The organism is Cellulosimicrobium sp. GQ32, from assembly GCF_059758455.1.
On record NZ_JCAXEP010000013.1, the window covers coordinates 109,667 to 127,931 of the forward strand.

Genomic DNA, 18,265 nt, shown 5'->3' on the forward strand with positions numbered 1-18,265 from the left:
ATGCTCGGCCTGTCAACACCGTCTGTGCGACGCGGTGCCGGTAGGGTGCAAGGGTTCTGGGACGCGAGCCGTTGGAGGGGAGCCATGACGCTCACGCGTGTTGCGCAACGTGCCGGCGTGTCGGCCTCGACGGCGTCGCGCTACCTGCGCGGTCAGCTCAACGTCCAGCCGGAGACGGCGGCGCGCATCGACGCCGCGGTCCGCGAGGTGGGGTACGTCGTGCCCGCGCCCGGCCCGGCCGCGCGCGAGGACGAGCGCCGCACGGGGGTCGTCGCGCTCGTCGTGCCCGACTTCGTCAACCCGTTCTTCACCGCGCTCGCCGAGGAGGTCGCGCGCCTGGCGGGCGACCGGCGCGTCCCGCTCGTCGTCGCTCTGTCGACGCGGCACGGCGACGCCGAGTCGGGCCTGGGCCAGCTCCTCGCGAGCGACGGGTCGCTCGGCGGCGTCGTCTACGTGGGCATGTCGCGCACCGACGACCGGCTCGCGCGCGCGGTCGCGGACGGCCTGCCCGTCGTCGTCATCGACGAGGAGGTCGACCTCGACCTGCCGGTCGAGACGATCACCGTGGACAACTACGGCGGCGCCTACCAGGCCACGAGCTACCTCGTGCAGCAGGGGCACCGGCGCATCGCCCACGTCGCCGGGCCCGCCGAGCTCTCGACGACCCAGGACCGCCTGCGGGGCTACGTCGACGCGATGCACGACGCCGGCCTCGACGTCGACCCGGACCTCGTGCGCCACGGCCCGTACACCGAGCAGTTCGGGGCCTCGACGTTCCCCTACCTCACGCGGCCCGGGAACGCCCCGACGGCCGTGTTCGTCGGCAGCGACATCGTCGCCGTCGGGATGCTGGGTGCGGCCGAGCTGCACGGCATCTCCATCCCCGACGACCTCTCGGTCGTCGGGTGCGACGGCATCCGCGTCGGCCAGTGGCTGCGTCCCAAGCTCACGACGCTCGAGCAGCCCGTCGCGGCGCTCGCGCTCGCTGCCATGGACGCGATCGAGCGCTCGATGACCGGCACCCGGCCCGCGAGCCCGCCCGCGCGCACCGTCCTGCCGCTGCACCTCGTCGTGCGGGGCTCGGTCGCGCGGGTCGCGAGGCCATGACCGGGACCGAACGCCGCCAGCGCTGCCGCGGTCACGCCTCCCGGTCGGAGCGTGCGCTGCGCCGGCCCGTCCAGCGCATGACTGCGTAGAGGGCCGCGCCGACGACGAGGAGGATCCCCGCGCGCAGCCACGTGACCGCGTCCTGCTGGGTGAGCAGCAGCACGCACGACGCCACGCCGAGCACCGGCACGACCGTCGCGACGCGGAAGTGCGGCCCGTCGACCGGGTCGCGCCGCAGCACGAGGACCGCGACGTTCGTCGAGGCGAAGACGAGCAGCAGGAGCAGCACGACCGTCTCGGCGAGCCCCGCCACGTCGCCCGTGAAGACGAGCCCCATGGCGACCACCGTCGTCACGACGACCGCGACCCACGGGGTGCGCCGGTGCGGGAGCACCCGGCCGAGGACGGACGGGAGCAGACCCTGCTCCGCCATGCCGTAGGCGAGCCGGCTCGACATGATCATCGTCAGCAGCGCGCCGTTCGCCACGGCGATGAGGGCCACGAGCGAGAACACCCACGCGGGCACGGACCCCTCGGCGTCGACGACCTCGAGCAGCGGGCCCGTGGACCCGGCGAGCGTGCCGGGGTCCACGACCGCCACCGCGGCCACGCCCACGGCCACGTAGACCACGCCCGCGGTCACGAGCGCGCCGAAGAGCGCGCGAGGGTACGTGCGCCGGACGTCGAGGACCTCCTCCGCGAGGTTCGCCGACGTCTCGAACCCCACGAACGAGTAGTACGCGAGGATCGCGGCCGAGAGGACCGCGAGCGCCGGCGTCGTGCCCTCGGCGAACTGCGTGACGCGGCCCGGCGACCCCTCGCCGCGCCCCAGCACGACGGCGGCGAGCACGACGACGAGCACGAGCCCGGACAGCTCGATCGCGGTCATCGCGACGTTGGCGCGCAGCGACTCCTTGATGCCGCGCGCGTTGAGCGCGGCGACGAGCGCGAGGAACAGCACCGCCACGAGCCGGTCGGGCGCGTCGACGAAGGTCGCGAGGTAGTCGCCCGCGAACGCGAGCGAGAGCCCGGCCGCGCTCGTCACCCCGGCCGCGAGCATGGAGAACCCGACGAGGAAGGACACGAGCGGGCTGCGGAACGCGCGGTCGGCGAACACCGCGGCGCCCCCGGCCCGCGGGTACTTGGTCACGAGTTCGGCGTACGAGCCCGCGGTGAGCAGCGCGAGGCCCAGCGCGACGAGCAGCGGCAGCCACACGGCGCCGCCGACCTCGCTGGCCATCTCGCCCACGAGCGCGTAGACGCCCGCGCCGAGCACGTCCCCGAGGATGAAGAGGTACAGCAGCCGTCCCCCGACCGAGCGGGACAGCCGGGTGTCCGGGTCGGCGGCCTGCTGCTGGGGTGCGGTCGGTGCGGTCATCGGGTCACCGTGCCACGGGCCCGTCCCGCTCGCGGCCCGGGTGGTCGCACCCTGGGGCGGGAGCCGGAGCGTGTGCGAGCCGGGTCGCCGCGTGTGAGCGTGGAGGTCCCGGGTCCAGCAGCGAGCCCGTCCGCACGAGCGTGACCGGCCGGGACCAGGCGTCCTCGGCACGTCGCGCGCCGTCGCGAGGAGACGAGCATGGACGACACGTCGGGGGTCCGAGGCACGAGCGGGGCGGGACGTCGCGCGCGCCGGGCCGTGGTCATGGGCGGTGCCGGGTTCGTGGGCAGCCACGTGTGCGAGGCCCTCGTGGCCGAGGGCACGGAGGTCGTGTGCGTGGACGACCTGTCGACGGGCGAGGTGCGCAACCTCGACTCCTTGCGCGACGAGCCCCGGTTCCGGTTCGTGGAGGCCGACGTGAGCGCGGGGATCGACGTCCCGGACGCCGACCGGGTCGACCTCGTGCTGCACCTCGCGTCGCCCGCCTCACCCGTGGACTACCTGCGGCTCCCGCTCGAGACCCTGCTCGTGGGGTCTGCGGGGACGCGTCACGGGCTCGAGCTCGCCGAGCGGGCCGGAGCGCGGTTCGTCCTCGCCTCGACGTCGGAGGTCTACGGGGACCCGGACGTGCACCCGCAGCGCGAGGACTACTGGGGGCACGTCAACCCGGTCGGCCCGCGCAGCGTGTACGACGAGTCCAAGCGGTTCGCCGAGGCCACGACGGCCGCGTACCGGCGCGCGCGCGGCGTGGACGCGGGCATCGTGCGGATCTTCAACACCTACGGGCCGCGCATGCGGGGCCACGACGGGCGCATGGTGCCCACGTTCGTGCGCCAGGCGCTCGCGGGTGAGCCGCTCACCGTGGCCGGTGACGGGTCCCAGACGCGCTCGGTCTGCTACGTGGACGACCTCGTGGAGGGCATCCTCGCGTTCGCCCGCTCCGGGCACCCGGGGCCCGTGAACCTGGGCGACCCGACCGAGCTCACGGTGGCCCGCGTGGCCGAGGACGTGCTCGCCGCGACGGGGAGCGACGCGGGGGTCGTCCACGTCGACCTGCCCGAGGACGACCCGCGTCGCCGCCGGCCCGACACGGCGCTCGCGGAGCGCGTCCTGGACTGGCGCGCTCGGACGCCGTGGCCGGAGGGCCTGGCGCGCACGGTCGCGTGGTTCCGCGAGGAGGCCGGGCTCGGCGTGGCGGTCCCCGCGGGCGCGGTCGGGACCGGCGTGAGCATCGGCGGGGGAGGGACGGGCGCATGAGGATCTCGGTGCACGGGTGCGGCTACCTCGGGGCCGTGCACGCGGCGGCCATGGCCCGGCTCGGTCACGACGTCGTCGGGATCGACGTCGACCGCGCCCGGGTCGACGCGCTGGCCGAGGGCCGGGCCCCGTTCTTCGAGCCGGGGCTCACGGCGCTCCTGGCCGACCCCGACGGCTCGGGCTCCCTCACGTTCTCGACCGACGTCGCGCGCGCCGCCGACGCGGACGTCCACTTCCTGTGCGTCGGGACGCCCCAGTCGGCCGGGAGCGGGGTGGCCGACCTGCAGCAGCTCGACGCTGCGCTCGCCGCGCTGCGCCCGCACCTGCGGCCGGGCGGGGTCGTGGTCGGCAAGTCGACCGTGCCCGTCGGGACGGCGGAGCGGCTCGCGCGCGACCTGCCCGCCGGCGTCGGGCTCGCGTGGAACCCGGAGTTCCTGCGCGAGGGTCACGCGGTCGCCGACACGCTGCACCCCGACCGGCTGGTCTACGGCGTGCCCGACGCCGGCGACGCCCTCGTGGAGCGCCTCGACGCGGTCTACGCGCCGCTCCTGGCCGACGGCGTGCCGCGCCTCGTGACCGACCTCGCCACGGCGGAGCTGGCCAAGGTCGCGGCGAACGCGTTCCTCGCGACGAAGATCTCGTTCGCGAACGCGGTCGCGGAGGTGTGCGAGGCCGCGGGCGGCGACGCCGTCGCGCTCGTCGGCACGATGGCGCTCGACCGCCGGATCGGCGGCGAGTACCTGGGCGTGGGGCTGGGGTTCGGGGGCGGGTGCCTGCCCAAGGACATCCGCGCGTTCGCGGCCCGGGCGCGCGAGCTCGGCGTGGGCCGGGCCGTGTCCTTCCTCGACGAGGTCGACGCGATCAACGACCGCTGCCGGGACCGGGCGGTCGAGCTCGCCCGTGCCGCGTGCGGCGGCTCGCTCACGGCCCGGCGGGTCGCCGTGCTCGGCGCCGCCTTCAAGCCCGACAGCGACGACGTGCGCAGCTCGCCGGCGCTCGCGCTCGCGCGGGCGATCGCTGCCGAGGGCGCGCAGGTCGTCGTCACCGACCCCCAGGCCCTCGCGCTCGCGCAGGCCGCCGCTCCCGAGCTCGGGTACGCGGCCGACGCGCGCGAGGCGGCGACCGGGGCCGACGTCGTGGTCCTCGCGACCGAGTGGGACGAGTATCGCGATCTCGACCCGGACCACCTCGCCGCCGTGGTGGCCGTGCCCCGGCTCGTCGACGCGCGCAACGCCGTCGACCGGGGCCGGTGGCGCGCGGCGGGATGGGACGTGCGCGCGCTCGGCGTGTCCGCGGCCGGCGCGGACCGGCCTCAGTCGAGCAGGCCCACGGCGTAGCCGACGAAGAACAGGGCGACGAGGACGGCGACGGCGCCGACGACGCCGATCCACACCCAGGGCACCGCCCGGTGCGGACCGTGCTCCTCGTGGCCCTGCGGTGCGCTCACCTGGTCCTCGGCCGGCGGCGTCTCGCCGGGCTGCACGTCGCCGCTCGCCGAGAAGTCGGCGGCGGACGAGCGGTGCGAGGCGTCCAGGGGGTCGGGATCGGGGGAGGTGGGGCCGGTCATGGTGCGGTCCTTCCGTGCGTGCGGGGATCCAGATCGGGAGAGGTCATGGCTCGACCCTCCGGACCTGGCCGCCTCCACGCATCTGGGCGACGTCCTCCGGTCCCGCGAGGAGCGAGCGCGCGGCCGCGACGACCTCGTCGACGGTCACCCGGTCGAGCGCCGGGTCGAGGGCGGCGGCGTGCGGGTCGCCCCGGTGCCGGCCGTGCTGCGCGGGCGCCGCGTCGTCGCCGTGCCAGAGCACGACGTGCCGCTCCGGGTCGATCGCCGGGCCCCACGCCGACGGCGGGGTCGGCCCGAACAGGACGACCGACGGGGTGCCGAAGGCCGTCGCCAGGTGCGCGACGCCCGTGTCGCCGCACACCACGAGGCGTGCCGTCGCGACGACGTCGGCGAGCGCGGGCAGGTCGAGCGTGCCGGCGGTGTCGGTCACCGTGCCCCTCGTCTCCGTCGTACCCGCCGTCTCCTCGAGGGACGCGGTGGCGTCCGCGACGACGCGCGCGCAGAGGTCGCGCTCGTCCGGGCCGCCCGTGACGACGACGTCGTGCCCCGCGGCGGCGACGTCGCGCGCGACGGCGGCGAAGCGGTCCGCGGGCCAGCGCCGCGAGCCGGACGCCGCGCCCGGGTGCACGACGACGTGCCGCCCGCGCGACGCCGGCGGGTCGAGCCGCAGGTCCTCGCGCGAGCACGCGCCGCCGGCGGTCGTGACCAGACGGCACCAGCGGTCGACCTCGTGCTCGTCGGGGTCCCAGTCCGGCCCGGCGACGCGCGCCTCGCGCGACGCGAACGCGACGACCTGCTCGGGCGCGGTGTCCAGGAGCACGCGGTGGCTCTGGGGCCCGCTGCCGTGCAGGTTCACGGCGACGTGCCCGGAGGGCGGGGCGCCGGTCACCGCCTCGGACTCCTCGACCCACGCGAGGGGTGCGAGGCCCTGCGCTGGCACCACGCCGTCGACCAGGCCGAGGTCGCGGAGCCAGCCGCCCACCTCCTCCGGCGAGGCGAGCAGGACGCGGCGCCCGGGCCATGCGCGCCGCACGCCCCGCAGGGCCGGGACCGCCGTCAGCGCGTCCCCGAGCCCGAGCGCGCGCAGCACGAGGACCGTGCCCTCGTCCTGCCCGGCGGGCCCCGGCAGGTCGGGCGCCAGCTCGGTCGCGCCCGCCGTCACGGCCACGACGTCTCACCGGAGGCCATGACGAGCATCTCGCGGATCTCGCAGCCCACGGGCTGGCGCAGCGCGGAGACGACGGCGGCCGCCGTCGCGCGCGGGTCGTTGAGGTCGGCGTCCGGGCCGGGCTTGTACTGCTCGGTGCGGCCGTCGAAGAACGCGGTGCGCATCCCGCCGGGCACGAGGCACGTCACGCCGACGCGTCCCGCGAGCTCGGCGGCGAGCGCCTGGGAGAAGCCGCGGACGGCGAACTTGGACGCGCAGTAGGCGGTCGCGTCGGACACGCCCTTGAGGCCCAGGGTCGACGCGACGGTGACGACCGTCCCGCGCCGCTCCTCGAGGAAGGGCAGCGCGGCGCGCACGACGGCGACCGTGCCGAACAGGTTGACGCGCACGACGCGCTCCCACGTCTCGACGTCGATCTCGTCGAGCCGCCCGCACGCGTCGGTGCCCGCCGCGGTGACGACCGCGTCGGGCGGGCCGACCTCCAGGGCGAGGCGCTCGACCGCCGCGGCCGACGCGGCCGAGTCGGACAGGTCGACGACCGCGTGGGGCACACCGCCCGCGGGTGCCACCCGATCGAGGACGACCGGCATGCCGCCCGCGGCCGTCACGGCGGCGACGAGCGCGGCGCCCAGGCCGCTCGCGCCGCCCGTGACGTAGACGGTGCCGAGCTCGCGCGGCACCGGGCCCTGGTCGGGCTGCGGGGTGGTCGGGATGGTCGAGGTCATGCGGTGGTCTCCTCCGTCAGGGTCGGGAGCCCCGGCGCGAACCGGCCGGAGCGTTCGAGGATCGAGGTCGTGGAACGGCCGTCGACGTAGGGCAGGACGACGACCCGGCCGCCGTGGCGCCGGACCACCTCCGCCTCCGGCAGGGTCTCCTCGGTGTAGTCGCCGCCCTTCGCCCACACGTCCGGGCGCAGGCGGTCGAGCACGGCGCGCGGGTCGTCCTCGTCGAACACGACGACGGCGGAGACGCAGTCGAGCGCGGCGAGGACGCGGGCCCGGTCGGCCTGCCCGACGACGGGGCGCTGCGGCCCCTTGAGCCGGCGCACGGACGCGTCGCCGTTGAGCAGCACGACGAGGTGGTCGCCCAGGCGTGCGGCCGCCTCGAGCGTCGCGACGTGGCCGGCGTGGAGGATGTCGAAGCAGCCGCCGGTGGCGACGACGGCGCCGCCCGCCGCGCGCAGCCGCGCGGCCACCGCCTCGGGCGCGCCCGGGTCCTGCGGCGATGCCGCGTCAGAGGCAGCCGCGACGACGCCGGGCGCGCGGCGGTCCGGCACCCCGGCCGGCACCGCGTCCCGCACCGTGTCCGACGCGCGCCGACCCGGGACGTCGGCGCGGCGCCGGTAGCCCTCGGCGCCGCCGGTGGCGACCCACTCCGACGCCGACCCGACCGCGGCGACCACCGCCTCGACGAGCTCGGCACCGCGCGCGAGCGCGACCGCCACCGTCGAGGCGAACCGGTCGCCCGCGCCGCACGGGTCGCCGTGCGCGACGGTCGCGGGCACGTACGCGGGCTCGCCGTCGGCGCGCGCGACGAACGCGCCGCGCTCGCCCGCGGTGACGCACACCGCCCGCACGCCCCACGCCGCGGCGAGCGACCGGGCGAGGCCGCCCGGGTCGTCGGCGCGCGCCTCCAGACCGAGCGACTCCGCGGCGTCGAGCGCCTCGGCGAGGTTGGGGGTCACGACCGTGGTCCCGGGCACGGGCGGACCGCCGCGCGGGTGGGGGTCCCACACGACCGTCCGCCCGCGGGCCGCGTGCTCGAGCGCGTCGCGCACGGGGCCGGCGTGCGTCGTCCCGGCCCCGTAGTCCGAGACGAGGACGACGTCGGCGCCCGCGAGCGCAGCCCGGACGGCGCGCTCGGGCACGTCGTCGGGGCGTGCCGGGCCGCCGTCGTCGACGCGTACGACGGTCTGCCCGCCGGAGCGCACGCGGGTCTTGCGCCGCGTCGTGCCGACCTGCGGCAGCGCGACGACGTCGAGGTGCGGACGCAGCAGCGCGAGCAGCTCGCCGCCCGCCTCGTCGTCGCCGAACGGTGCGACGAGGCGCACGCGCGCCGCGTCGGCCGCGAGCAGGGCCGTGAGCCCCGCGCCGCCGGGGCTGCGCCGGACGCCGAGCGTGTCGACCACGGGCACCGGCCCGTCGGGGGAGAAGCGCGTCACCTGGCCGTCGACGTCCCGGTCGAGCAGCACGTCGCCGACCACGACGACGCGCGGGCCCTCGGCCGTCGCGGGCGACTCGACGGGCGGACCGTCCGGCGTCACGTCGGGCAGCTCCTCCCGGGCGACCGCCTCCCGGTGGCGCACGTGCGCGTCGAGCGCCGCGCACAGCGCGTGCACGACGACGAGGTGGAGCTCCTGGACCGACGAGGTCGACGCCCCGCGCAGGGCGAGCACGTCGTCGCACGCCTCGGCCAGCGAGCAGTCCCGGGGCCCGGTGAGCGCCCACGTCGTGAGGCCGAGGTCGCGCGCGCGGCGCGCCGCGGCGACGACGTTCTCGCTCTCGCCCGACGTGGACAGCAGCACGAGCACGTCGCCGGGCCGCCCGTGCGCGGCGACCTGCCGCGCGTACATCTCGCCGATGCCGTAGTCGTTGACGATCGCGGTGAGGCTCGACGTCTCGGCGTGCAGGCTGATCGCCGACAGCGGCGTGCGCTCGCCGTCGAAGCGGCCCACGAGCTCGGCGGTGAGGTGCTGCGCCTCGGCGGCGCTGCCGCCGTTGCCCGCGACGAGCAGGCGCCCGCCCGCGAGCACGGTGTCGGCGAGCCGTGCGCCCCACGCGTCGATCCTGCCCGCCTCGGCGGTGAGGAGGTCGAGGCCGTCGTGCAGGTCCGCGGCGTGGTCGCGCAGCCAGCGCCGGGCCGCGTCCTGCGGGCCGTCGGTGGGCCCGTGCCCGTGGCCGGTCACGGTGCGCTCACCGCCCGCAGGGCGGCGCGGGCGCCGACGACCGGGCGCGCGCGGTCGGGTGCGGCGCGGCGTGCGGCCACGACGCGCTCGTACGACTCGGCGGTGCGGGCCGCCACCGTCGACCACCCGTACAGGTGCTCGGCCCGGACGCGCGCGGCCGAGCCCAGGCGCTCCGCGAACGCCGGGTCGTCGGCGAGCCGCCGCAGCGCCGCGGCGAGCGCCCCGGGGTCGCGCGGCGGGACGAGGAGGCCGGTGCGACCGTCGACGACCGAGTCGAGCAGCCCGCCCACGGCTGCCCCGACGACCGGGCGTCCGCACGCGGCCGCCTCGAGCGGGACGATGCCGAACGGCTCGTACCAGGGGTCGCACACCACGGCGTCGGCGGCGTGCATGAGCTCGCGCACGTCGTCCTGGGTGACGCTGCCCACGAACCGCACCCGGTCCGTCACGCCGCGGGCGTCGGCGACCGCGCGCAGCCGGAGTACCTCGGGGTCGTCGTCCAGGGCGTCCGCCGCCGGGCCGCCCGCGACGACGAGCTCGGCGCCCGGCAGCTCCGCGAGCGCCTCGATCACCGTGCCCACGCCCTTGCGCTCGACGAGGCGGCCGACCGAGAGCAGGCGCAGGTGGCCGGGCTCGCGGTGCAGGTGGCCCGTGCGGTCGGCGTCGGGCAGGAACCGGCCGAGGTCGACCCCGCACGGGACCACGTCGACGCGGTCGGGGTCCGCGCCGAGGGCCACGAGCTCGGCGACCTCGTCGGCGCACGTCGCGACGATCCGGTCGACCGCGCGGCACAGCAGGCGCTCGCGGGCGACGCGCTCGGCCGGGCTCGTGTCGTGCGCGCCCTGGTGGCGACGCTTGACGGACCCGAGCGCGTGGAACGTCTGCACGAGCGGGACGCCGAGCGCGGGCGCGGACAGCAGCCCCGCGATCCCGGACATCCAGAAGTGCGCGTGCACGACGTCGGGGCGCGGCCCGGGCTCGATCCATCGCCGCAGCAGGTCCGCGCCGAACGCGTCCATGTGGGGGAGCAGGTCGTCCTTGGGGACGGCCACCGGCGGGCCGGCGTCCACGTGGACGACGTCCACGCCGCGCGCGAGGGGCACGCGCTCGCGGAGGGACGCGTCGTCGCGGCGCGTGAACACCTCGACGCGGTGGCCCTGGGCCCCGAGCCGGGTGGCGAGCGACGCGACGTGCACGTTCTGCCCGCCCGCATCGACGCCGCCGAGCGCGGCGAGGGGGCTGGCGTGCTCGGAGATCATCGCGATCTTCATGAGGTCACCTCCGTCAGGACCGTGTCCCAGCGCCGCAGGAACGCGGCGTGGGAGTAGTGCTCGAGCACGTGGGCGCGCGCCGCCCGACCGTGCTCGCGTGCGTCGTCGGGGTCGGCGAGCCAGCGCCGCGCCGTCGCGGCGAGCTCGTCGGGGCGGGAGCTGAGGAGCCCGGCGGCCGGGGGCACCGCGACGGGTGCCTCCGTCGTCGGCAGCGCGAGGACGGGCATGCCGAGCGCCATCGCCTCCAGGAGCGAGAGCCCGAGGCTCGTCCAGCGGTAGGGGTGCAGGTAGGCGCGCGACGTCGCGAGCCGCACGTGCATGGCGGCCTGCGGGACGTCGTCGTGCAGGCCGTGCGGAAGATCGTGCGGCGCGGCGCCGGGCGCCGCGAGGTGCTCGGCGAGCTTGCCGACGCCCATGCCGTAGACGTCGAGCGGGACGTGGCGGCCGAGGGCTACGAGCACGTCGGTCCCGGCGACGCGCCAGCGCCGCACCGGCTCGTTGACGACGGCACCGACGCTCGCCCGCTCACCGGTGTAGAGGGGGCCGGGGTCGGGGATGCCGTGGTCGACGACGAGCGTGCGCGCGTCGCCCGTGTCCCACATGAGCGCGTTGAAGGCCGTCACGTGCACGATCGGGACGAGGCCCTCCTCGACGACGTCGAGGTCGGCGAGCGGGTGCCGCGTCGCGGCCGCGGCGCCGGTGGGCGCGTTGTGCTCGACGTAGACGGCCGGGACGTCGCGGCCGGGCACGAGCCCGGTCCAGCGGCGCAGCAGCTCGACCTCCTCCGGGCGCTGGAGCACCACGACGTCGACCGCGCCGTCCGCCGCGAGGTCGGCGAGCTCGTGCGGCGTCACCTCGCGCGCGCCGGGCGGCCAGTCCCACGTCCGGGCGCGGCCACGGCCGTCCGGCCCGCGGTCGGGGACGACGGGGACGAGGTACTCGTGGCCGCCCGCGACGAACGCCGTCGCCCACGACCCGTGCACGTGCCAGACGAGGATCCTCATCGCGCCACCCCCGCCGCCCAGGCCGTCGTGGCGCGGCCCGGGCGGGGCCCGGGCGTCCCGACGACGTGGGGGGCCTCGAGCCGCGCGACGGCGGCGACGACGTCGTCGGGCTCGACCCCGCCCAGGCACGGGTGCCCGGCGACGGGGCAGACCCGGGCGCGCGTGTCGCGGCACCCGGCGTGCTGGTCGCCCAGCACGACCACCGGCACCCCCCAGGGGGCCCACCGCTCGGCCGGGACCACGGGCGCGAAGAGGGACACGACGGGCGTGCCGACCGCGGCGGCGAGGTGCGCCGGGCCGGTGTTGCCGACGACGACGCACCGCGCGCCCGCGAGCACGGCGGCCAGGCCCGCGAGGTCGGTGCGGCCCGAGAGGTCCCGGGCGCGACCGGCCGCGACGTGGGCGCCCAGCGCGGTCTCGCCCGGGCCGCCCGTCACGACGACCTGCCGGCCGGACGCCACGAGCGCCGCGACGAGGTCCCGCGCGTGGTCGGGCGCCGGTGCGCGGGCGGGCACCGACGCTCCCGGGTGCACGACGACGTACGGTCCGGCGGGCACGAGGTCCGCGACGTCCGGGAGCGGGCGGCGCACGCGCAGCGCGTCCCCGTCGGGCGGCCCGCCGAACCCCGCGGCGCGCACGAGGTCGAGCGCCGCCTCCACCTCGTGCAGCCCGGCCGGGCGGGTGTGGCGCACGTCGAGGAGAGTGCCGGGGTAGTCCTCGCTCACGGCGGCGACGTGCTCGACCCCCGCGAGCCGGAGGAGCATCGCCGCGGGCAGCGGGCTCTGGTGGAACGACGTGAAGACGACCGCGGCGGCATACCGCCGCGCGGCGAGCGTCGTGACGAGGTCGAGGACGCGCGTGCGGTCCACGGGCGGGGGCCGGTAGCCGGACCAGGGCGCGTCGAACACGAGCACGTCGCGCACGTCCGGGAGCAGCCGTGCCGCGGCGTGCCCCGCGGGCGCCGCCAGCACGTCGACCTGGCCGCCGCGCGCCGCGACGGCGTGCGCCATCGACCGGATCGCGGGGCCCGTGAGCAGCACGTCGCCGTCGCTGTCGAGGCGCACGGCGAGCACGTCGGCGGTCATGCCGCCCGCTCCTCGGTGCGGGACGCGCGACCGGCGGCGGCGTCGTCCAGGTCGGCCTCGGCCCGTTCGGCGGCGCCGGGCAGGCGGTCGTCGAGCGCGCGGACGGCGTCGGCGAGGTCGGTCGCGACGCAGGGCGCGGCGGCGACCTCCTCGGGGCGCGTCACGGGCGTCGGGACGAGGACCGGCGTCGCGCCCGCGGCGACCGCCGCGCCGACGTCGGCGCCCACGTCCCCCACGACCGCGCACCGCCACGGCTCGACGCCGAGCGCGTCCGCCGCCGCGAGCACCAGGCCCGGGCCGGGCTTGCGGCACGCGCACGCGTCCTGGGGCGCGTGCGGGCACACCTGCCACGTGTCGAACGGGCCGAGCAGCTTCTCGACGCGCGCGTTCACGGCGTGGACCTGGGCGCGCGTGAGGATCCCGCGCCCGACGCCGGACTGGTTGGACACGACGCCGAGCCGGACCCCGCGGGCGCGCAGGTCGTCCAGCACGGCGCGTGCGCCGTCGACGGGGCGGACCGCCGCGGGGTCGCCGTTGTACGGCACGTCGTGCACGAGCGTGCCGTCCCGGTCGAGCAGCACGGCCGCGAGCGGCGGGGGCCACGGGTCGAGCCCGCGCCGGGCGGCGAGCGTCCCCGCGACGCGGTGCCCCACGGCGGCGAACGGGATGGCCGCGCTCGTCCAGGCCATGCGGCGCAGCTCGGGTCCGAACTCGTCGTCGCCCGGCCGGGGCCCGGGCGCGAGCCGGCGGCCGAGGAACTGCGCCGTGAGACCGGCCCAGGCGAGGGTGCCGAGCGCCGCGACGCGGGGGCGCCGCGCGAGCAGCCCGCCGACGCCGACGCTCGCCGCCGCGACGGTCGCGACGTGCCACGCGAGGCGGCCGCGGCCGGTCTCGGCACGCTCGCGCCACCGCGGCCCGTGCAGGGCGCGGAAGGTGGCGTCGTCGCGCGTGCCGGCCTGGACGCGCAGGCTCACCGCGTCGTCGGCGGGCCGCACGGGGTGCGTCGTCGTGCGCGCGCCGCGCACGAGCGCCCACCCTGCGTCGCGCACGCGCAGCGCCAGGTCGGCGTCCTCGCGGTAGGCGCGCGGGAAGCGCTCGTCGAACCCGCCGACCTCCTCGAGCGCGGCGCGGCGGTACGCCATGTCGGCGGTCGCCCACGCCGCGCGCTCCAGGCCCGCGGTCCCGCGCTCCCAGTCCGTCGGCCGCCGGTCGGCGGGCAGCGGCACATGGAGCCTTCCCTGCACCCCGCCGGTGCGCGGCGCCGCGGTCGCGAGGTCGCGCTCCAGGAGCTCGCCCCAGCCCGCCGGGAGCTCGACGTCGTCGTCGAGGAACACGACCCACGGCGCGGCGGTCGAGCGCCACCCCGCGTTGCGGGCCGCGGCCGGTCCGCGACCGCGCGTGCGCACGACGCGCGCGCTGAGCACTCGCCCGGCGGCGCCGAGGTCGAGCGGCGCCGGGACCTCGCCCGCGGCCCCGGCGCGCGGCAGGCGGCGGTCGTCGGCCACGACCACCTCGGCGGGCCCCGCGGCGCCGGTCTCGTGGCGCCGGGCGACGAGTGTCTCCAGGAGCCGGTCGAGCGACGGTCGCCCGATCGAGGGCACGACGACGGCGTACGGCGCCGGGGACGCGGGGCGGGTGACGGGCGCGCTCATGCCGTCACCTCCCCGGGTGCAGCGAACACGTCCGGGCGGCGCACGAGGTGCGGGCCCAGGACCAGCGCGTCGACGGGCGCGGAGCCGAAGAGCTCGAGCGCGTCGCGGGGGTCGTCCACCATCGGCCGGCCCGCGGTGTTGAGGCTCGTGTTGACCACGACGGGCAGCCCGGTGAGCTCCTTGAACGCGCGGATCGTCGCCTGGAGACGCGGCGTCGAGTCGTCGACGGTCTGGATGCGGGCGGTGCCGTCCACGTGCACGACGGCCGCGACCCGGTCGCGCCACGCAGGCGCGACGTCGTGCACGAAGAGCATGTAAGGGCTGGGGACCGGGCCGCCGGAGAAGATCTCCGGCGCGTCCTCCAGCAGCACCATGGGCGCGACCGGGCGGAACTGCTCGCGCCCCTTGACGTCGTTGAGCCGTTCCAGGTTCTCCACCGGGCCGGGGTGCGCGAGCAGCGAGCGGTGCCCGAGCGCGCGCGGGCCGAGCTCGGCGCGGCCGTCGAACCACGCGACGACCCCGTCGGCCGCGAGGATCCGCCCCACCTCGGCCGGCAGGTCGTCCGGCGTCGTGAAGGGGACCTTCGCGGTGCGCAGCCAGCGCGCGATCGCCTCGTCGCCCCACGAGCGCCCGAGCGCCGGGGAGCCCATCGGCTCCACCGTGTCGCCGGCCTCGGCCGCGAGCTGGAGAGCCGCCCCGAGAGCCGTCCCCGCGTCGCCCGCCGCGGGCTGGACCCAGACCTCCTCGAACGGCGACTCGCGCCAGACGCGCGAGTTCGCGACGCAGTTCAGCGCCGTCCCGCCCGCCATGGTCAGCACGCGGTCGCCCGTCTGCCCGTGGAGCCACGTGGCGAGGTCGACGAGCACCTCCTCGAGCCGCGCCTGCACGGAGGCCGCCAGGTCGGCGTGCTCGGCGCGCCCGCCGTGCTCGGTGCCCCACGTCCCGTCGTCGGTGCGCGGAGGAGCCCAGCGCTCCCAGTCGGGCACCTCGGCGACGAACCCGCCGTCGCCGGTCGCGTAGAGGACCTCGCGCAGGTCGTGGAGGAACCGGGGCTCGCCGTAGGAGGCGAGCGCCATGACCTTGTACTCGTCGCTCGACCGGAGGAACCCCAGGTGCTCGGTGAGCGACTCGTAGACGAGCCCGAGGGAGTGGGGGAGCTCCTGGCTCGCGAGCACCTCCAGGTGGCCGTGGTCGTAGCGGCCCGCGAGGTGCGACGAGCGCTCCCCGCGGCCGTCGAGCGACAGCACGCTCGCCACCGGGAACGGGGACGCCAGCGCGGCCGACGCGGCGTGCGCGACCTCGTGCGGCACGAACCGCACGGTCGACGGCGACAGGCCCGGCAGCGCGGTGGCGAGGAACTGGGGCGCGCGCTCGGCGTACTGCACGCGCAGCCAGTCCCACGGGTCCGGCAGCCCCATCTCCTCCGCGGGCTTGGCGAGCGCCGGGTCGAACGAGTAGGCGACCGCGTCGAGGTCCTGGGGGCGCAGCCCGCCCTCCTCCAGGCACCAGGCCATCGCCTTCTCGGGCAGCTCCCACGCCGCGAAGGGCAGCGGGCGCTTGCCGTGCTTGCGCCGCGAGAAGCGCTCCTCCTCCGCGGCGGCGACGACGCGCCCGTCGACGACGAGGGCGGCGGACGGGTCGTGGAACAGGGCGTTGACACCGAGGACGCGCATGGGGCTGCGAGCCTCCCTGGATCGGGTCAGGCTCGTGGTGCGCCTCGAGAACGTGGGGCACCGCCTGACGCGTGCGGGTCGGCTCTGCTGCAACCCCGACTTCACCCTCACCCGGAGAAGCGCTTCTCGCACGCCCACGGCGCAACGATGGGTAGTTCTCTTCGTGTCACTCGCCGGGAGGCCCGCATGACCACGTCCACCGCCCCGACCACCCCTCGCCCGGACCTGTCCGCGACCGCCGCGGCAGACCGCCGCCTCGAGCGGACCGACCCCGCGACCGGGCGCCCCGCCGCCCCGGTCCGGTGCGCAACGGCCGACGAGGTCGACGCCGCCGTCCGCGCCGCCGCGGCCGCCTGGCCCGCGTGGCGCGCGACGGCGCCCGCGGACCGCGCGGCCGCCCTGCGCGCCGCGGCGCGGTCCGTGCGCGACGCCGCCGACGAGCTCGGCGCGCTGCTGCGGGCGACGACGGGGCGGCTCGAGACCGAGGCGCGCGCCTCGGCCGAGGTCGCGGCGGACCTGCTCGACGAGGCCGCGGTCGCGGGGCTCGTGCGCGCCGGGCGCGTGCTCGCCGGGGACCCCGCGGCGCTGGACGTCGTGCGCCGCGAGCCGCGCGGCGTCGTGGCGGTGATCACGCCGTGGAACGACCCGTACCCCGCCGCCGCCGGGCTGCTCGCCGCGGCGCTCGTCACCGGCAACGCGGTCGTGCACAAGCCGTCCGAGCGCAGCGACGCGCCCGGGGTCCGCCTGGCCGAGCTCGTGGCCGCGGCCCTGCCGGCGGACGTGCTGCGCGTCGTGAGCGGGGACGGCGGGACGGGCGAGGCGCTCGTCGCGCACGGCGGTGTCGCTCTCGTCGCGCACGTCGGGTCGACGGCCGCGGGGCGCCGGATCGCGGCCGTCGCCGGCGCGCGTGGCGCGAAGGTGCTGCTCGAGAACGGCGGCAAGGACCCGCTCGTCGTCGATGCGGGCGTGGACCCCGTCCTCGCCGCGCGCCAGATCGCGACGGGCGCGTTCACGAACGGCGGGCAGCTCTGCACCGCGGTCGAGCGCGCCTACGTCGTCGAGGAGGTCGCGGACGCGGTCGTCGCCGAGCTCGCGCGCCTCGCGGACGCGCTCGTGGTGGGCGACCCCGGTGACGACGCCACGACGATGGGGCCGCTCGTCGACGACGCGCAGCTCGCCGTCGTGGAGGAGCACGTGCGGGGGGCGCTCGCGGCGGGCGCGGAGCTCGTCACGGGCGCGCGACGGCTCGACCGCCCGGGGTCGTACTACGCGCCGACCGTGCTCGACCGGTGCCCGGACGACGTCGACCTGCTCACCGCCGAGACGTTCGGGCCCGTCGCGCCGGTCGTGCGCGTGGCGGACTTCGACGAGGGCCTGCGCCGCGCGTCGGCGTCGGCCTACGGTCTCGCGGCGACCGTGCTCACGCCGTCGCTCGCCCACGCGCTGCGCGCGGCGGACGTGCTCGACGTCGGCACGGTCAAGGTCAACGCGGTGTTCGGCGGCGCGCCGGGCGGCTCGGCCGACCCGCGCCGCGGCAGCGGCGGGGGAGCGGGGTACGGGCCGGACCTGCTCGACGAGCTCACGGTGCGCAAGTCGGTCCACCTCGAAGGGCTGGGCACGCCGTGACCGGGCAGGCCCCGGCCGGGCACGCCTGAGGCGTGGCGGGAGCACGACCCGGGCTTTCGACGGCATCGACCGACCGACTTCCAGGGATTGCTCGTCGCAACGACCGCCGACAAGTATCGACTTCTGACTTGGCACGGGCGAAAGCCCGCCGTAGGGTCGGTCCCAGTGCGACGGAGGGGCATCGCATCGTCCGTCGCACCGGGCCTCACGTCCGAGGCCGAGCCATCCGGAGCCGACCGATCGACGGGGATCGTCGTGCGGCCGCATCGGGAGCGCACGTGCCTGGCGCTGCCGGTCCGGCGGTCACCGTCGTCGCGTGACGCGTCAAGGAGGACGTCGTGCACAGACGAACGACCATGGGCCCTCGCAGGCTCGCCAGAAGAGGTGTCGCCGCTGTCCTGTCCGCCGCGGTGCTGGTACCGCTGTCGATCAGCGCAGCCGGCGCGCACCCCGGGCACGAGGAAGCGACACCGGCCGCCGACGAGGCGACCGACTGGGACAACTACGAGAAGGTGCTGCTCAGCAAGGACACCGGCGAGCCGATCGACCTCGCCGTCCTGCCCGACTCCCGG

Annotated in this window: 15 protein-coding genes; 5 read left to right on the forward strand and 10 right to left on the reverse strand. The window is 77.5% G+C overall.

From position 1 onward, the window contains the following. Nucleotides 1-84 precede the first annotated feature (84 nt). Entirely contained in the window at nt 85-1,107 is a 1,023-nt protein-coding gene (locus AC6CH9_RS18300; RefSeq protein ID WP_498156174.1) for a LacI family DNA-binding transcriptional regulator, read from the forward strand. A 31-nt stretch (nt 1,108-1,138) separates the two neighbouring features. On the opposite strand, the gene AC6CH9_RS18305 is transcribed toward AC6CH9_RS18300, so the two are convergent. Further along, nucleotides 1,139-2,485, reverse strand: coding sequence for an APC family permease (locus AC6CH9_RS18305; protein ID WP_498156175.1), 1,347 nt, complete (start codon nt 2,483-2,485; stop codon nt 1,139-1,141). Between the two features lie 198 nt (nt 2,486-2,683). Here AC6CH9_RS18305 and AC6CH9_RS18310 point away from each other — a divergent pair, with 198 nt between their 5' ends. Continuing rightward, nucleotides 2,684-3,742 carry an NAD-dependent epimerase/dehydratase family protein gene (locus tag AC6CH9_RS18310; RefSeq protein WP_498156176.1) on the forward strand — a complete coding sequence of 353 codons (1,059 nt, stop codon included), beginning with the start codon at nt 2,684-2,686 and terminating at the stop codon, nt 3,740-3,742. Then, complete coding sequence (locus tag AC6CH9_RS18315; protein ID WP_498156177.1) at nt 3,739-5,079, forward strand: UDP-glucose dehydrogenase family protein; 1,341 nt, start codon at nt 3,739-3,741, stop codon at nt 5,077-5,079. The genes AC6CH9_RS18310 and AC6CH9_RS18315 overlap by 4 nt, the downstream gene beginning before the upstream one ends. On the opposite strand, the gene AC6CH9_RS18320 is transcribed toward AC6CH9_RS18315, so the two are convergent. From AC6CH9_RS18320 to AC6CH9_RS18360, 9 genes are read right to left on the reverse strand one after another with little or no spacing between them, the layout of a single operon-like run. Then, nucleotides 5,055-5,309, reverse strand: a complete 255-nt coding sequence (locus tag AC6CH9_RS18320; RefSeq protein ID WP_221928239.1) for a DUF6480 family protein — start codon at nt 5,307-5,309, stop codon at nt 5,055-5,057. The two genes, AC6CH9_RS18315 and AC6CH9_RS18320, sit on opposite strands and share 25 nt — an antisense overlap. Nucleotides 5,310-5,352: 43 nt before the next feature. Next, nucleotides 5,353-6,477 carry a glycosyltransferase family 9 protein gene (locus tag AC6CH9_RS18325; RefSeq protein WP_498156178.1) on the reverse strand — a complete coding sequence of 375 codons (1,125 nt, stop codon included), beginning with the start codon at nt 6,475-6,477 and terminating at the stop codon, nt 5,353-5,355. After that, on the reverse strand, nt 6,468-7,202 hold the full coding sequence (locus tag AC6CH9_RS18330; RefSeq protein WP_498156179.1) for an SDR family oxidoreductase: 735 nt from the start codon (nt 7,200-7,202) through the stop codon (nt 6,468-6,470). The genes AC6CH9_RS18325 and AC6CH9_RS18330 overlap by 10 nt, the downstream gene beginning before the upstream one ends. Further along, complete coding sequence (locus AC6CH9_RS18335; protein WP_498156180.1) at nt 7,199-9,382, reverse strand: PfkB family carbohydrate kinase; 2,184 nt, start codon at nt 9,380-9,382, stop codon at nt 7,199-7,201. Before AC6CH9_RS18335 ends, AC6CH9_RS18330 begins: the two co-directional genes overlap by 4 nt. Beyond that, the gene (locus AC6CH9_RS18340; RefSeq protein WP_498156181.1) at nt 9,379-10,653 is read right to left on the reverse strand and encodes a glycosyltransferase; all 1,275 of its coding nucleotides are present in this window, start codon (nt 10,651-10,653) and stop codon (nt 9,379-9,381) included. Before AC6CH9_RS18340 ends, AC6CH9_RS18335 begins: the two co-directional genes overlap by 4 nt. Further along, nucleotides 10,650-11,657 carry a glycosyltransferase gene (locus AC6CH9_RS18345; RefSeq protein WP_498156182.1) on the reverse strand — a complete coding sequence of 336 codons (1,008 nt, stop codon included), beginning with the start codon at nt 11,655-11,657 and terminating at the stop codon, nt 10,650-10,652. The genes AC6CH9_RS18340 and AC6CH9_RS18345 overlap by 4 nt, the downstream gene beginning before the upstream one ends. Then, nucleotides 11,654-12,742, reverse strand: a complete 1,089-nt coding sequence (locus AC6CH9_RS18350) for a glycosyltransferase family 9 protein (RefSeq protein WP_498156183.1) — start codon at nt 12,740-12,742, stop codon at nt 11,654-11,656. The genes AC6CH9_RS18345 and AC6CH9_RS18350 overlap by 4 nt, the downstream gene beginning before the upstream one ends. Next, complete coding sequence (locus AC6CH9_RS18355; RefSeq protein WP_498156184.1) at nt 12,739-14,394, reverse strand: HAD-IIIA family hydrolase; 1,656 nt, start codon at nt 14,392-14,394, stop codon at nt 12,739-12,741. The genes AC6CH9_RS18350 and AC6CH9_RS18355 overlap by 4 nt, the downstream gene beginning before the upstream one ends. After that, on the reverse strand, nt 14,391-16,067 hold the full coding sequence (locus tag AC6CH9_RS18360; protein WP_498156185.1) for a carbamoyltransferase family protein: 1,677 nt from the start codon (nt 16,065-16,067) through the stop codon (nt 14,391-14,393). Before AC6CH9_RS18360 ends, AC6CH9_RS18355 begins: the two co-directional genes overlap by 4 nt. A gap of 186 nt (nt 16,068-16,253) precedes the next feature. On the opposite strand from AC6CH9_RS18360, the gene AC6CH9_RS18365 reads away from it, so the two are divergent. Together AC6CH9_RS18365 and AC6CH9_RS18370 are read left to right on the forward strand one after the other, a co-directional pair. Beyond that, nucleotides 16,254-17,693 (forward strand): aldehyde dehydrogenase family protein, encoded by a 1,440-nt coding sequence (locus AC6CH9_RS18365; RefSeq protein WP_498156186.1) that lies wholly within the window; start codon nt 16,254-16,256, stop codon nt 17,691-17,693. 338 nt (nt 17,694-18,031) lie between these two features. Next, a partial coding sequence (locus AC6CH9_RS18370) for a hypothetical protein (RefSeq protein ID WP_498156187.1) occupies nt 18,032-18,265 on the forward strand: 234 nt, incomplete at its 3' end.

Bases quoted from the DNA above. Each gene is read 5' to 3' on its own strand.
- AC6CH9_RS18310 (WP_498156176.1), top strand. From the start codon at position 2,684: ATGGACGACACGTCGGGGGTCCGAGGCACGAGCGGGGCGGGACGTCGC.
- AC6CH9_RS18350 (WP_498156183.1), bottom strand. From the start codon at position 12,742: ATGACCGCCGACGTGCTCGCCGTGCGCCTCGACAGCGACGGCGACGTG.
- AC6CH9_RS18300 (WP_498156174.1), top strand. From the start codon at position 85: ATGACGCTCACGCGTGTTGCGCAACGTGCCGGCGTGTCGGCCTCGACG.
- AC6CH9_RS18330 (WP_498156179.1), bottom strand. From the start codon at position 7,202: ATGACCTCGACCATCCCGACCACCCCGCAGCCCGACCAGGGCCCGGTG.
- AC6CH9_RS18345 (WP_498156182.1), bottom strand. From the start codon at position 11,657: ATGAGGATCCTCGTCTGGCACGTGCACGGGTCGTGGGCGACGGCGTTC.
- AC6CH9_RS18360 (WP_498156185.1), bottom strand. From the start codon at position 16,067: ATGCGCGTCCTCGGTGTCAACGCCCTGTTCCACGACCCGTCCGCCGCC.
- AC6CH9_RS18340 (WP_498156181.1), bottom strand. From the start codon at position 10,653: ATGAAGATCGCGATGATCTCCGAGCACGCCAGCCCCCTCGCCGCGCTC.
- AC6CH9_RS18365 (WP_498156186.1), top strand. From the start codon at position 16,254: ATGACCACGTCCACCGCCCCGACCACCCCTCGCCCGGACCTGTCCGCG.
- AC6CH9_RS18315 (WP_498156177.1), top strand. From the start codon at position 3,739: ATGAGGATCTCGGTGCACGGGTGCGGCTACCTCGGGGCCGTGCACGCG.
- AC6CH9_RS18305 (WP_498156175.1), bottom strand. From the start codon at position 2,485: ATGACCGCACCGACCGCACCCCAGCAGCAGGCCGCCGACCCGGACACC.
- AC6CH9_RS18355 (WP_498156184.1), bottom strand. From the start codon at position 14,394: ATGAGCGCGCCCGTCACCCGCCCCGCGTCCCCGGCGCCGTACGCCGTC.
- AC6CH9_RS18320 (WP_221928239.1), bottom strand. From the start codon at position 5,309: ATGACCGGCCCCACCTCCCCCGATCCCGACCCCCTGGACGCCTCGCAC.